Genomic DNA, 13174 nt, shown 5'->3' on the forward strand with positions numbered 1-13174 from the left:
TCGGAAAAGAGATCTTCGGAAATCGCGGCGGTGCGGGCGGTCCCCTCGCACGCAAGGTCGCCTCCTCTAGCCGATCCGGCCTTTAGCGGCAAATGCAGGGGCCGCTTGCGCCTGCGGCCTTCAGCCCCTTCAATCCCGGGCCCCCGTTCCGAAGGACGCCGACGTGATCCGCCCCCTCGCCCTCCCCGCCGCGCTCGCGCTCGCGGCCTCGCTCGTCGCCGCCGGCGCCACCACGGCCTACGCGCTCCAGAGCGACGACAAGGACCCCTCCATGGGGCCGGTCCCGACGAAGCTCGTGGGCTACCTGAAGGAAGGGGTGCTGAACGGCGCCGAGATCCTCGGGCCGCCGCCCGCGCCGGAGTCGCCGCAGGGCCGCGCCGACCGCACGGTCTTCGAGGAGACGCGCCGCCTGGAAGGTTCGGAGCGGTGGAAGACCGCGCAGCAGGACAACGACCTCTGGGGCGGCGGCGCGGTGAAGCGGTTCTCGTGCGCGGTCGGCGTGGAGCTGTCGGAGAAGACGACGCCGGTCACCTCGCGGATGCTGCACCGGATCGAGCTGGACGTGCGCACGCTCGGCACGCCCGCCAAGGCCGCCTACGACCGCAAGCGCCCGCTGATCGGCAACGACGCGCCGCTCTGCGTGCCGCGCGAGGACTGGATGAAGACCAATGCGTCCTACCCGTCCGGCCATGCGATGACGGCGTGGTCGTGGGCGCTGCTGCTGACCGAGCTGAAGCCCGACCGCGCGACCGCGCTCCTGGAGACCGGCAAGGCGGGCGGCGACAGCCGCGTGGTCTGCGGCGTCCACTTCCCCTCCGACGTGGAGGCGGGCCGCACCCTGGGCGCGGCGATGATGGCCCGGCTGCACGCCGACAAGGCGTTCGCGGCGGACCTGAAGCAGGCGAAGCGCGAGATCGCGCGGGCGAAGGCGAAGCCCGTGGGGTGCTGACCTCCTCTCCCGCGAGCGCCGTCAGGCGCGAAGAAGGGAGAGGGTAGGGTGAGGGCCGGCTCGTGAGAGCGTGATCCGCCGATGGCCGAGCGAGGATGTGCGGCGGCGAAGCTTGCGGGCCCTCGAAAGGCGAACGGAGTCGCCCAGCCGGCCCTCACCCTGCCCTCTCCCTCCATCGCTCCGCTCGGGGGAGAGGAGTTTACCGCCTCGCCGCGAACACGACGTGCGGCCGCAGCGGGTGGTCCTCCGGCAGGCCGGTGTGGATGAAGTCCCGGCTGGGGTCCGGCGTCATGCCGATGCGGCGCATGACGGCCTGGGAGCGGACGTTGCTGGCGGCGGTCCAGGCCAGGATCTCGGCCACGTCCAGGTTGGCGAAGCCCCAGTCGAGGCAGGCCTTGGCGCCTTCGGTGGCGAGGCCGGTCCCTTGCGCGGCGACGGCCAGGCGCCAGCCCAGCTCGACCGCGGCGGGGGCGGGGCCGCCCGCCGGGTTGCGGCGGATGCCGATCATGCCGACGAGCGCGCCGTCGGCCTTCTGCTCGGCGGCGTAGAAGCCGAAGCCGTCGGCGGCGACCTGGGCGTTGATCCGGTCGACCGTGGCGTCCGACTGCTCGCGGGTGAACGGCCCGCCCAGCCAGCCACCGACGCGCGGGTCGCCGTTGATGGCGGCGAAGGGGGCGCAGTCGTCGTCGCGGAACGGCCGCAGGATGAGGCGTTCCGTCTCGATCATGCCGGCCTCGGCCCGGTCAGCGCGCCGTAGAGGTCGGTGCGGCGGTCGCGGAAGAAGCCCCAGGCGGCGCGGTGGGTCTTCAGGAAGTCCAGGTCGAAGGTCGCGGCCACGATGCCCTCGTCGTCGCGACCGAGCTCGGAGACCAGGTCGCCGCGGTGGTCGGCGATGAAGCTGGAGCCGTAGAACTGCTGGCCGCCGTTCGGGTAGCCGGCCCAGGGCTCGAAGCCGATGCGGTTGGCGCCCACGACCGGGATGACGTTCGAGACCGCGTGACCCTGCATCGCGCGCCGCCACGGCGCGGCGGTGTCGAGGCTCGGGTCGTGCGGCTCGGAGCCGATGGCCGTGGGGTAGAAGAGGACCTCGGCGCCCATCAGCGCCATCGCCCGCGCGCACTCCGGATACCACTGGTCCCAGCAGACGCCGACGCCGATGCGTCCGAAGCGGGTGTCCCAGACCTTGAAGCCGGTGTCGCCCGGCCGGAAGTAGTACTTCTCCATGTAGCCGGGGCCGTCGGGGATATGGCTCTTGCGGTAGACGCCCATCAGCGACCCGTCCGCGTCGGCCATCACCAGGCTGTTGAAGTAGTGCGGCCCCTCGCGCTCGAAGATCGAGATCGGGATGACGACGCCCAGCTCGCCGGCCAGCGGCGCCAGCGCGGTGACCGCCGGGTGCTCGCGCCAGGGATAGGCGGTGTTGAACCAGCGTTCCTCCTGCGCGACGCAGAAGTAGGGGCCCTGGAACAACTCGCTGGGCAGGATCACCTGCGCGCCCTCGGCCGCGGCGGCGCGGATGAAGCCCTCGGTCTTCTTGATGTTGGCCGCCATGTCGTCGCCGTACGAGGTCTGGATGGCGGCGGCCTTGAGGGTGCGGGGCATCAGGCCGGCTCCTGCTGGGTGATGCAGTGGAAGGATCCGCCGCCGGTGAGGATGGCGATGGACGGCAGGCCGATCACCTCGCGGTCGGGGAAGATTTCCTTCAGCACGCCGACGGCGAAGTCGCCCGGCTGCTTCTCGTAGATCGGCACGATGACGGCCTTGTTGGCGATCAGGAAGTTCATGTGGCTGGCCGGGATCGGGCCCCCATGGTCACTACTTCCCCCGTCGATCCAGCCCGGCGACGGGATGCGGACGACCTTCAGCTTCTCGCCGTCGGCGTCGGTCATGCCCGAGAGGCGCCTGGCGGCGTCGTCGTAGGCCTCGGCGTTCGGGTCGCCGCGGCCCCAGGCGACGGGGACGGCCACGGTGGCGGGCGCGACGAAGCGGGCCAGGTTGTCGACGTGGCCGTCGGTGTGGTCGTTGCGCAGGCCTTCGCCCAGCCACAGCACCTTGCGCGCGCCCAGGCTCTGCGCCAGCGCCTCTTCGGCGTCGGCGGCGGTCCAGCCGGGGTTGCGGTTCTTGTTCAGCAGGCACTGGTCGGTGGTCAGCACCGTGCCCTTGCCGTCGTGGTCGACCGCCCCGCCTTCCAGGATGAAGTCGTGCGTCACCAGCGGGACGCCGGTCATCTCGGCGATCTGATGGGCGACGGTGTCGTCGTACTCGAGCTCGTACTTGCCGCCCCAGCCGTTGAAGCGGAAGGCGCGCGCCTGGCCGCCGGCGAAGATCGGGCCGGTGTCGCGCAGCCAGATGTCGCCGAAGCGGCCCTGCATCAGCTCGATGCCGGGAACCCCGCCGAGGAGCCGGCGCGCGGCGTGCTCGCCGCCCGGGTGACCGGTCATGACCCGGACGCGCTCGCCGCCGGGGCCGGCCAGGGCGCGGGCCAGCGCCGCCACCTCGTCCTGCGCGGCCTCGAGGTCGTCCTGCCACAGCTCGGCGTGGCTGGGGAAACCCAGCCACATGGCCTTGTGCGCAGCCCACTCGGGCGGAACGACGAAGCTCACGGCGGTGTCCCCTTTCCCGCGCGCGGTCAGCAAAAGTGGTCCCACTTTTGCGCCCGGACTGCGCGCATTCTTACGCTTTGGCGCGCTGAGCGCGCCGGGGCGTGCGCAGATGGCCCCCGCGGACCCCTGCGTCAAGCGTCCAGCGAAAAGGGCGGCCCGCGAGGGCCGCCCTTCCGCAACTCGGGTCCTGTCGTCGGGTTCTCAGAACTCGGCGTGCAGGGTGGCGATGAACGTCCGGCGGTAGCCGGGCTGCGCCAGCGCCGTACCCGTCAGGTTCGGCGTGATGTCGCCCAGGTAGCGCTTGTCGAAGGCGTTCCGGAGGTTGAGCTGCAGGTAGGTGTTCTTGATCGTGTCTTCGAACATGCCGAGCTTGCTGATGTTGAAGCGGACGTCGAAGTCGACCAGCTCGTAGCCCCGGAACTTCTCGGTGTTGACCAGGTTCGTGTAGCGGTCGCCCACCCACTTCACCTGCGAGCCGAGGCTCAGCCACTCGAACGGCTCGTACTGGAGGCGCGCGCCGCCCTGGTGCCGCGGGGTCTCGTAGGTGTGCTTGCCCTTGGTGGGCAGCACGCCGGCCACGGCGTTCGGGATGTCCTGCAGGATTTCCGTGTCGATGAACGAGTACGACGCGGTGAAGCTCAGTTGGTCGATCGGCTTGAAGCCCAACTGGGCGTCGAAGCCCTTGTTCCGCACGTCGCCGACGTTCTGCGAGAAGGCGATGCCGGAGGGCTCGTCCAGGACGCGCTCGATGCGGTTCTTGAACTCGGTCTGGTAGATCGCCGCCGAGACCAGGAAGGTCGAGGTCTGGTAGCGGACGCCCAGGTCGAAGGTGTCGCTGGTTTCCGGGCCCGGATCGACCAGGATCCGGTCGTACAGGTCGTCGGTCCGCGGCACCGACAGCGTCTTCGCATAGCTGGCGTAGGCCGACAGGTTGTCGGTGAAGTCGTAGCTGACGCCGAGGTTCGGCAGCAGCTTGTCGTACTTGCGCGTGAACGAGCGCGGCTGGCCGTAGAACGGGCTGTTCGCGGCGGTGGTGTTGAAGAAGGCGCGGTAGGCGGCGAGGTTCGCCCCCGTCAGCACCTCGGCGCCCGCCGCCGTGCCGGCCAGCGCGGAGGTCGGGAAGACCACCAGCGGCTTGCCCGTGCCGTCGTTCGTGCCGGGGATCGCGAAGCCCGTCTGCGTGGTGCAGTAGGCGTTGAAGGTGTCGCGCTGGAAGCAGTAGTTGTTCAGGTCGCGCTTGAAGAACGGGGCGCGCAGGCCGACGTTCACCAGCAGCTTGTCCTCGATGAACCGGCCGCGGTACTCGGCCGAGAACTGGTTCAGGAGCGCGATCGAGTAGCGGTCGCGGCGGCGCAGGTTGGTGCCGTCGGGCAGCAGGATCTTGGCGCCTTCGCCGTCCTTGCCGCCGAACACGTTCTCGACGGTGCCGTCCGAGCCGATCGGGCCGGCGTCGCCGGTCTGGCGGTGCTTGGCGCGGTCGAAGGTGTAGGCGACGCGGAAGCTCTGGTTGTCCGCGAACTTCCAGATCAGCGACGACGACACGCCGTAGCGGCGGGTGTTGGTCGTGTTCGGACGGTAGACGTAGACCGAGTCCAGGGTGTCGGTGTCGCCGTTCAGGTCGACGCCGACGGCGGCGGTGTTGCCGCGGAGCTGGGCGTCGCGTTCCGAGAAGAGCTGCACGCCGCCCCCGTTGGCCAGCACGTACTGGAACGACGGGTCGACCGTCAGGGTGAGGGTCTCACCCAGGTTCCACTTCGACAGGCCGCGGATGTTGCCGGTGTTCGACGGGTTGATGTTGAAGTCGTAGTAGCCGGTGGCGCAGGCGAAGCCGGTCGAGTTGTCGACCTGGGCCGTGCCGTTGGCCGGGGTCGGGCGCACGCAGGTGAGCGGCGACACCATCGTGGTGTCCGGCGCGCCCGCGGCCGTCACGCCCTGGCGGCCGAAGGTGGCCAGGCTGAGGCGGTTGATGAAGTTGTTGCGGTTTTCGTTGTAGTTGAAGATCAGGCTGGCTTCGCCGATGTCGCCGAAGTCCTGGTCGATCCGCGCGTTGAACTGCTTCTTCTGGATCTTGCCGTTCGGCGAGAGCGGCGAGTTCTTCGGCTTCACGAGGTCGTTGCGGGTGTAGACGCCCGAGACCCACATCTTCGTGCCGAACGGGCCGATCGCGCCCGACTCGATGGTGCCGTAGTAGCGCTGGAAGTCGTCGCTGCCGGCGCCGACCTCGGCGCGGATGCCGAACTCTTCCGACGCGCGCTTGGTGATGTAGTTGATCGTGCCGCCGGCGGCCGCGGCCGTGGGGCTGTCGACGTCGGTGGTGCCGAGGTTGACCGTCGCCTGGGCGATCAGGTCGGGCTCGAGCTGCTGGTTCGGGAAGATGGCGTAGTTGCCGCTGTCGTTCAGCGGAACGCCGTCCTGGATCAGGGCCACGCGCTGGCTGTCGAAGCCGCGGATGACCACGTCGCCGCCGGCCGAGCCGTAGGCGTCGTTGTTGGTGAAGTTCACGCCCGGCAGGATGTTGATCGCGTCGAGGATCGTGCCGCCCGGCGCCTGCCGGCTGATGAACTCGTCGGTGATCGAGGCCCGCGACTTGGGCTCTTCGATCGCCACGATCGCGCCGTCGAGGTTCTTCGGGCCCGTGGAGCCGGTGACGACCAGCTCTTCGACGATCGCCGTACCGGTGGACTGGGCGAACGCGGCGCCCGAAATCAGCAGGCCCGTGGCCAGCGCCGTCGTCGCGCAAAGCGCGCGGCTCAGTTTCATGTGCATTCAGTAGACCCCTTCCCACAGACCCAACCGATGGGGCTCCCTTCGGACGCCCCTGAGTCTTGCCGGCCCTATAGCGCCAAAAGCACGGCTGTTGGTGATGGTTTTGTGACACACCCCCAGAGACTGTCACAGTGCGGCTCAAACGCATCAGTCTTTGCCCAATCCGACGTCAGCCACTACGGTCCGCGTCCCTGGAGACCTGGGTGAAATGACGTCGTCCCCGACCGGCCGCGACGCGGGCAGCGAGACGCGGACGGCGCTGCTGCTCGTCCTGGCGCTGAGCGTCGTGCGCATGGTCGCGCTCTTCGCGACGCCGCTGGAACTCTACCCGGACGAGGCGCAGTACTGGCTTTGGTCGCGCACCCTCGATTTCGGCTACTACTCCAAGCCGCCGGTGATCGCCTGGGCGATCTGGGCGACGACGGCGCTCGGCGGCGACGCCGAGGCCTGGGTGCGGCTGTCGGCCACGCTGTTCCAGGCCGGCGCGACCCTGGCGGTCTTCCTGATCGGCCGGCGGCTCTACGGCCCGCCCACGGGACTGGCGGCGGCGGCGCTCTACGCCCTGATGCCGGGGGTGCAGCTCTCGGCCCTCGTGGCCGCCACCGACGCGCCGCTGCTGATGTTCCTGGGCCTCACGATCCTGGCTTACGTCGAGCTGCTGGAGGCCGGGGGCCGGCGCAGGCTGGGCCTGGCGGCGGCGATGGGCGCGGCGCTGGGGCTGGCGTTCCTGTCGAAGTACGCCGCGGTCTACGCCCTGATCGGGCTCGCCATCCACCTCGCCGTGTCGCGGCGCGCCCGGGCGGCCTGGGCGCCGGCCTCGGCGCTGGCGGCGGTCCTGGCGCTCGGCGCGGTGCTCGCGCCCAACCTCGCCTGGAACGCGTCGCACCACTTCGCCACCTTTCAGCACACGGCCTCGAACGCCGCCTGGAACGGGGTTCAGCTCTTCAACCTGGCGGCGCTGGGCGCCTTCGTGGGCTCGCAGTTCGGCGTGTTCGGGCCGATCCCGCTCGGCGCCTTGCTGGTCGGCGTCTTCCTGGCCGCGCGGCGACGGCGGCTCCCCGACGCGGACCTGACGCTGCTCTGCTTCACGCTGCCGCCGCTGCTGATCGTCACCGCCCAGGCCTTCATCAGCCGCGCCAACGCCAACTGGTCCGGCGCCGGATACCTGGCGGGCTCGATCCTGGCGGCGGCGTGGCTGGTGCGCTGGCGGGCGCGGCGGTGGCTGACGGCGGCGGTGGCGATGCAGGGCGCGGTCGCGGCCTTCTTCCTGGCGGCGGTGATCTCGCCGGCGCTCGCCGACCGGGTCGGCCTCGCCAACGGCCTGAAGCGCGCCCGCGGCTGGAGCCAGACGGCCGACCTGATCCTCGACCGCGCCGCCCGCGAGCCGGGGCTGACCGCCATCGCCGTCAACAACCGCTTCCTGTTCTATTCGACCGCCTACTACGGCCGCGACCGCTTCGCGCAAGGCGCGCCGTCGCTCACCTCCTGGTTGCTGATGGAGGGTCCGCGCAACCAGGCCGAGACCGCCGCGCCGCTGACCCCCGCGATCGGCGGGCGCGTGCTGATGGTCAGCTACGAGGGCTGGCGGCGGGCCGAGATGGAGGCGGACTTCGCCCGCGCGGGCGGCCTCGAGATCGGCAGCGTGCGGCTGGACCGCAAGCACCGGCGCAAGATCGAGATGTTCGTCGGCGAAGGCTTCGCGCCGCGCCCGCGCGGACCCGGGGGCCCGGAGCCCGCCCAGCCCTAGTGGGCTTCCTTGCCGCCCCACACGGCGCGGAGCGCCTGGGGCCGCCCGCAACCGATGCGGTAGCGCTCGTAGGCCACCGGGTTCTTCTTGTAGTAGTCCTGGTGGTAGCCCTCGGCGTTGTAGAACGGCGCGGCGTTGCGGGTGGCCACCGTGATCGGGGCGCCCAGCTCCTTGCCGTACCTGGCCCTGGCGGCCTCCGCGACCGCGCGCTCCTCGGCGTTCGCGGCGAACACCGCCAGCTTGTACGACGGACCCTTGTCGCAGATCTGGCCGTCGGGGTCTGTCGGGTCGATGTGGTGATAATAGCTGTCGATTAGCTGCGTGTAGCTGATCTTGGCCGGATCGTAGGTGACCTTCACTGCCTCCAGGTGGCCGGCGTGGTTCTCGTAGGTCGGGCTGGTCGACGAGCCGCCCGAGTAGCCGGAGACGGCCGAGACGACGCCGGGCGTGCTCTCGAAGCCCTTCTCCATCGACCAGAAGCAGCCGCCGGCGAAGACCGCGGTCTTCAGGCCCGAAGCGGCGGGCGCGGCGCCGGCGACGAGCGCCACGGCGGCCACGACGAGGGGGAAGGCGAGCTTTTTCATGGGCGGCAGGATTCCTCGCGCCTTGCCGATCCGGCAAGCGGTGACACCGGCAACAATACGTGAGGAGCCCTGCGGCGGCTTCAAGGCCGCCTTCGCCGCATCAGGCGAGGGACGTCTCGAACGCCGCTTCGGTCTTGGCCCTCACCTCGTCCAGCGTCACGCCGTCGGCGAGCTCGATCAGCGTCAGGGGCTTGCGGCCGCGGCCGACGTCGAAGACGGCGAGATCGGTGACGACCATGTCCACCACGCCCTTGCCGGTGAGCGGCAGCGTACAGGCCTCGAGCAGCTTCGGCGCGCCGGTCTTCTCGGTGTGCTCCATGACCACGACGACGCGCTTGACGCCCGCCACCAGGTCCATGGCGCCGCCCATGCCCTTCACCATCTTGCCCGGGACCATCCAGTTGGCGAGATCGCCGTTGGCGGCCACCTGCATGGCGCCGAGGATGGAGAGGTCGATGTGGCCGCCGCGGATCATCGCGAAGCTGTCCGCCGAGCTGAAGAACGAGCTCATCGGCAGCGCCGTGATGGTCTGCTTGCCGGCGTTGATCAGGTCGGCGTCGACCTCGTTCTCGGTCGGGAACGGGCCCATGCCCAGCATCCCGTTCTCGCTCTGCAGCGTCACATGCATGCCGGGCGCGATGTGGTTGGCCACGAGGGTCGGGATGCCGATGCCGAGGTTCACGTAGAAGCCGTCGCGCAGTTCCTGCGCGGCCCGCGCGGCGATCTGGTCGCGGGTCCAGCCCTTGGCGTCCTGGGTCATCAGGCGGCTCCTTCCAGCTTGCGGACGGTCCGCTGCTCGATGCGCTTCTCGTGGACGCCCTCGAGGAGCCGGTCGACGTAGATGCCGGGCGTGTGGATGTTGTCGGGGTCGAGCGCGCCGGTCTCGACCAGCTTCTCGACCTCGGCCACGCAGACCTTGCCGGCGGTGGCCATCATCGGATTGAAGTTCCGCGCGGTCATCCGGTAGGTCAGGTTGCCCTCGCGGTCGCCCTTGTAGGCCTTGACGATCGAGAGATCGGCGGTGAGGCCGCGCTCCATCACGTAGAGCTCGCCGTCGAACTCGCGCACTTCCTTGCCCTCGGCCACCAGGGTCCCGACGCCGGTCCGGGTGAAGAACGCCGGAATCCCCGCGCCGCCCGCCCGGATGCGCTCGGCGAGCGTGCCCTGCGGGTTGAACTCCAGCTCCAGCTTGCCGGAGAGGTAGAGCTCGGCGAACAGCTTGTTCTCGCCCACGTAGGACGAGATCATCTTCCGGATCTGCCCCCCCGCGAGAAGGATGCCCAGGCCGAAGTCGTCGACGCCGCAGTTGTTGGAGATGACCGTGAGGTCCTTGACCGCGGAGCTGCGGATCGCCGCGATCAGGTTTTCGGGAATGCCGCACAGCCCGAAGCCGCCCGCCATGATGGTCATGCCGTCGAAGAGCAGCCCTTGCAGCGCCTCGACCGCGTCCTTGCGAACCTTGTCAGCCATGACGGCCTGATACGCCGCAAAACAGCGGTTGAGAATGGGCCGGCCAAAATAATTCATCAGTCGATGATTTGAGACAGGCGCCCTGGGTTCGGGTCAGAGTGGGCGTCATGCACGCCGAGTCCTTCCTCACCCAGGCCCTGGTCTACCTCGCGGCCGGGGTCATCTCGGTGCCGATCGCCAAGCGGCTGGGGCTGGGCTCGGTGCTGGGCTACCTGATCGCAGGCGCGGTGGTGGGGCCGTTCGTCCTCGACCTCGTGGGCGAGCCCGGCGACGTGATGAAGTTCGCCGAGTTCGGCGTGGTGATCCTGCTGTTCCTGATCGGACTGGAGGTGCGGCCGGCCCTGCTATGGGAGATGCGGCGGTCGATCTTCGGCCTGGGCCTGCTGCAGATGTTGTCGAGCGCCGCCGCGGTCGGCGCCATCGCGCTGGCCCTCGGCGCCCCGCTGTCGGTGGCCACGGCCGTGGGCCTGATCCTGGCGATGTCCTCGACGGCCATCGTGCTCTCGAACCTGGAGGAGAAGGGCCTGAGGCAGGGCCCCGTCGGGCAGGTGGCCTTCGGGGTGCTGCTGTTCCAGGATCTGGCGGTGATTCCGCTCTTCGCGCTGCTGCCGCTGCTGGCGCACGGGCCGGTGGCGGCCGAGGCCGCGGCGTCCGCCCATGCCGGGGTGCTCGGCGGGCAGCCCGAGTTGGTGCGGGTCCTCGCGACCTTCGGCGCCGTGGCGGTGGTGGTGGTCGGCGGCCGCTACCTGACGCGGCCGATCTTCCGGTTCATCGCGGCGGCCCGGCTGCGCGAGATCTTCACCGCCTCGGCGCTCCTGCTGGTCGTGGCGGTGGCGGCGCTGATGGAGCTCGTGGGCCTGTCGCCGGCGCTCGGCGCGTTCCTGGCCGGCGTGGTGCTGGCCGAGAGCGAGTTCCGCCGCGAGCTGGAGACCGATATCGAGCCGTTCCGCGGCCTGCTGCTCGGCCTCTTCTTCATCACGGTCGGCGCGGGCCTGAACTTCCAACTGATCGCCGAGCGGCCGGTCGTCATCGTCTCGCTGACGCTGGGCCTGATGGTCGCGAAGTTCGCGGCCATGTTCGCGATGGGCGTGGCGCTCAGGAAGAACCGCAGGGATGCCGGGACGGTCGCGGTGGCGTTGGCGCAGGGCGGCGAGTTCGCCTTCGTGCTGCTGGGCTTCGTGACGGCGTCGCGGGTGCTGACGGCGGACGAGGCGGCGCTGGCCACGGCGGTCGTGGCGCTTTCGATGGCGCTGACGCCGCTGGCCTTCCTGGCCTGGGAGCGGCTGGTCCTGGCCCGCCCCGGCGCCCTCGCCGAGCCGGAGCGGCTGCCGTTCGACACCGACGAGCCGGACGCCATCGTCGCGGGGTTCGGCCGCTTCGGGCAGATCGCCACCCGCCTGCTGACCGCCAACGACTTCAAGGTGGTGCTGCTGGACTCCTCGATCGAGCAGATCGACACGCTGCGCCGCTTCGGCTGGCGGGTTCACTACGGCGACGCCGCACGCCTCGACCTCTTGCGCGCCGCCGGGGCCGACAAGGCGAAGATCCTGCTGGTCGCCATCGATGACAAGGACAAGGCCGTCGAGCTGGTGAAGGCCGCCACCGAGTACTTCCCGAACCTGACCATCATCTCGCGCGCCTTCGACCGGCGCCACGCCTACGAGCTGATCCGGGTGGGCGGCGACGAGGTGGTGCGCGAGACGTTCGAGAGCGCGCTCCTCTTCGGCAAGAAGGCGCTGCTGCGGCTGGGCCTGTCCGACCGGCGCGCGGCGCGGGCGGTCAGCCTGTTCCGCGAGCACGACCTGAAACTCTTCCACAAGCTGGCCCCCGTCTACGGCGAGCAGGACCAGTATGCGATGGCGGTGCGCGACAGCCGCGAGACCATGGAGAAGCTGCTGTCCGAGGAGATGCGACGCCTGCGCAAGGAGGAAGCCGAGGAAGCCGACAACGACCGCGCCGCGGCCCAACGCGCCCAGGCGGGATAGCCCGGTTTGGAGCCGCAGGGGGCCGGGTGTAGAAGACGCGCATGAGCCACGCGCAACAGATCCAGGACCGTATCGAGCCGGTCTCGTTCGGTCTTTTCTCGAAGGATTTCGACGCCTTCAGCCAGAAGCTGGGCGACAGCTACGCCCGCTGGGGCTTCGCCGTGATCGCCGACCACGGCCTCCCGCAGGAGAAGGTCGACGCCGCCATCGCGGAGATGAAGAAGTTCTTCGCCCTGCCGGAGGAGACGAAGCGGAAGTACAAGCTCGGCGTCGGCGGCCAGCGGGGCTACACGCCCTTCGGTATCGAGACGGCCAAGGGCGCCACGCACTTCGACCTCAAGGAATTCTGGCACGTCGGCCGCGACCTGCCGCCCGGCCACCCGTTCCGCGACCACATGGCCGACAACGTCTGGCCCGACGCCGAACTGCCCGACTTCCACGAGAAGGTTCAGTGGCTCTACACCGCCCTGGACGCCATGGGCCTGAAGGTCCTGGAGGCGATCTCGTCCTACCTGGGCCTGGATCGCCACTTCTTCGACGACAAGGTCGACGTCGGGAACTCGATCCTGCGCCTCCTGCACTATCCGCCTGTGCCCAAGGACGGCCCGCACATCCGCGCCGGGGCGCACGAGGACATCAACGTCATCACGCTGCTGCTCGGCGCCGAGGAGGCGGGCCTCGAGGTCAGGGACCACGACGGCCGCTGGATCGCGATCAACCCGCCGCCGGGGTCGCTGGTGTGCAACATCGGCGACATGCTGCAGCGGCTGGTGAACCACAAGCTGCCGTCCACGACGCACCGCGTGGTGAACCCGGCGCCCGAACGCCGCGGCTTCCCGCGCTACTCGACGCCGTTCTTCCTGCACTTCAACTCGGACTACCTGATCAAGACCCTGCCCCAGACGGTCGACGCCCAGCATCCCGACCGCTATCCGGAGCCGATCACAGCGGACGGCTACCTCCAGGAGCGGCTGCTGGAGATCAAGCTGAAGTAGCGGCGCCTAGGCTCGCGAACTCGCCTTCACCTCCCCCGCCGCCGCTGCCGCGATGGGGGAGGTGAGGCGCTACCT

General features: G+C 69.9%; 11 protein-coding genes. 4 read left to right on the plus strand and 7 right to left on the minus strand.

Annotated elements, in window-relative coordinates:
- Nucleotides 1-163: 163 nt before the first annotated feature.
- Nucleotides 164-949: a phosphatase PAP2 family protein gene (locus JNL41_RS16340; protein ID WP_293476786.1), complete on the plus strand. Its 786-nt coding sequence runs from the start codon at nucleotides 164-166 to the stop codon at nucleotides 947-949.
- A gap of 199 nt (nucleotides 950-1148) precedes the next feature.
- On the opposite strand, the gene JNL41_RS16345 is transcribed toward JNL41_RS16340, so the two are convergent.
- The 4 genes from JNL41_RS16345 to JNL41_RS16360 form a co-directional block, all read right to left on the minus strand.
- Nucleotides 1149-1676 (minus strand): GNAT family N-acetyltransferase, encoded by a 528-nt coding sequence (locus JNL41_RS16345; RefSeq protein WP_293476788.1) that lies wholly within the window; start codon nucleotides 1674-1676, stop codon nucleotides 1149-1151.
- The gene (gene aguB / locus JNL41_RS16350; RefSeq protein ID WP_293476790.1) at nucleotides 1673-2551 is read right to left on the minus strand and encodes an N-carbamoylputrescine amidase; all 879 of its coding nucleotides are present in this window, start codon (nucleotides 2549-2551) and stop codon (nucleotides 1673-1675) included. Before aguB ends, JNL41_RS16345 begins: the two co-directional genes overlap by 4 nt.
- Nucleotides 2551-3552 (minus strand): agmatine deiminase family protein, encoded by a 1002-nt coding sequence (locus JNL41_RS16355; protein WP_293476792.1) that lies wholly within the window; start codon nucleotides 3550-3552, stop codon nucleotides 2551-2553. The genes aguB and JNL41_RS16355 overlap by 1 nt, the downstream gene beginning before the upstream one ends.
- A 201-nt stretch (nucleotides 3553-3753) precedes the next feature.
- Nucleotides 3754-6318: a TonB-dependent receptor gene (locus tag JNL41_RS16360; protein ID WP_293476794.1), complete on the minus strand. Its 2565-nt coding sequence runs from the start codon at nucleotides 6316-6318 to the stop codon at nucleotides 3754-3756.
- Nucleotides 6319-6526: 208 nt separating this feature from the next.
- Between JNL41_RS16360 and JNL41_RS16365 the strand changes: the two genes are divergently transcribed.
- On the plus strand, nucleotides 6527-8065 hold the full coding sequence (locus JNL41_RS16365; protein WP_293476796.1) for a glycosyltransferase family 39 protein: 1539 nt from the start codon (nucleotides 6527-6529) through the stop codon (nucleotides 8063-8065).
- Here the strand turns inward: JNL41_RS16365 and msrA are convergent.
- From msrA to JNL41_RS16380, 3 genes are all read right to left on the minus strand, one after another.
- On the minus strand, nucleotides 8062-8649 hold the full coding sequence (gene msrA, locus JNL41_RS16370; RefSeq protein WP_293476797.1) for a peptide-methionine (S)-S-oxide reductase MsrA: 588 nt from the start codon (nucleotides 8647-8649) through the stop codon (nucleotides 8062-8064). The two genes, JNL41_RS16365 and msrA, sit on opposite strands and share 4 nt — an antisense overlap.
- Nucleotides 8650-8749: 100 nt before the next feature.
- Nucleotides 8750-9409: a 3-oxoacid CoA-transferase subunit B gene (locus JNL41_RS16375; RefSeq protein WP_293476799.1), complete on the minus strand. Its 660-nt coding sequence runs from the start codon at nucleotides 9407-9409 to the stop codon at nucleotides 8750-8752.
- Nucleotides 9409-10119 carry a CoA transferase subunit A gene (locus tag JNL41_RS16380; RefSeq protein ID WP_293476801.1) on the minus strand — a complete coding sequence of 237 codons (711 nt, stop codon included), beginning with the start codon at nucleotides 10117-10119 and terminating at the stop codon, nucleotides 9409-9411. Before JNL41_RS16380 ends, JNL41_RS16375 begins: the two co-directional genes overlap by 1 nt.
- A 107-nt stretch (nucleotides 10120-10226) precedes the next feature.
- Here JNL41_RS16380 and JNL41_RS16385 point away from each other — a divergent pair, with 107 nt between their 5' ends.
- Together JNL41_RS16385 and JNL41_RS16390 are read left to right on the plus strand one after the other, a co-directional pair.
- Nucleotides 10227-12104 carry a monovalent cation:proton antiporter-2 (CPA2) family protein gene (locus JNL41_RS16385; protein WP_293476803.1) on the plus strand — a complete coding sequence of 626 codons (1878 nt, stop codon included), beginning with the start codon at nucleotides 10227-10229 and terminating at the stop codon, nucleotides 12102-12104.
- A 41-nt stretch (nucleotides 12105-12145) separates the two neighbouring features.
- Nucleotides 12146-13099 (plus strand): 2-oxoglutarate and iron-dependent oxygenase domain-containing protein, encoded by a 954-nt coding sequence (locus tag JNL41_RS16390; RefSeq protein WP_293476805.1) that lies wholly within the window; start codon nucleotides 12146-12148, stop codon nucleotides 13097-13099.
- The last annotated feature ends 75 nt before the right edge of the window (nucleotides 13100-13174 follow it).

Source organism: Phenylobacterium sp., from assembly GCF_016793285.1.
Lineage (GTDB): Bacteria > Pseudomonadota > Alphaproteobacteria > Caulobacterales > Caulobacteraceae > Phenylobacterium.

What these genes read in the sequence shown, in the direction of transcription:
- JNL41_RS16375 (WP_293476799.1), bottom strand. Translation starts at nt 9,409, where the DNA reads ATGACCCAGGACGCCAAGGGCTGGACCCGCGACCAGATCGCCGCGCGG.
- JNL41_RS16380 (WP_293476801.1), bottom strand. Translation starts at nt 10,119, where the DNA reads ATGGCTGACAAGGTTCGCAAGGACGCGGTCGAGGCGCTGCAAGGGCTG.
- aguB (WP_293476790.1), bottom strand. Translation starts at nt 2,551, where the DNA reads ATGCCCCGCACCCTCAAGGCCGCCGCCATCCAGACCTCGTACGGCGAC.
- JNL41_RS16385 (WP_293476803.1), top strand. Translation starts at nt 10,227, where the DNA reads ATGCACGCCGAGTCCTTCCTCACCCAGGCCCTGGTCTACCTCGCGGCC.
- msrA (WP_293476797.1), bottom strand. Translation starts at nt 8,649, where the DNA reads ATGAAAAAGCTCGCCTTCCCCCTCGTCGTGGCCGCCGTGGCGCTCGTC.
- JNL41_RS16390 (WP_293476805.1), top strand. Translation starts at nt 12,146, where the DNA reads ATGAGCCACGCGCAACAGATCCAGGACCGTATCGAGCCGGTCTCGTTC.
- JNL41_RS16345 (WP_293476788.1), bottom strand. Translation starts at nt 1,676, where the DNA reads ATGATCGAGACGGAACGCCTCATCCTGCGGCCGTTCCGCGACGACGAC.
- JNL41_RS16360 (WP_293476794.1), bottom strand. Translation starts at nt 6,318, where the DNA reads ATGCACATGAAACTGAGCCGCGCGCTTTGCGCGACGACGGCGCTGGCC.
- JNL41_RS16365 (WP_293476796.1), top strand. Translation starts at nt 6,527, where the DNA reads ATGACGTCGTCCCCGACCGGCCGCGACGCGGGCAGCGAGACGCGGACG.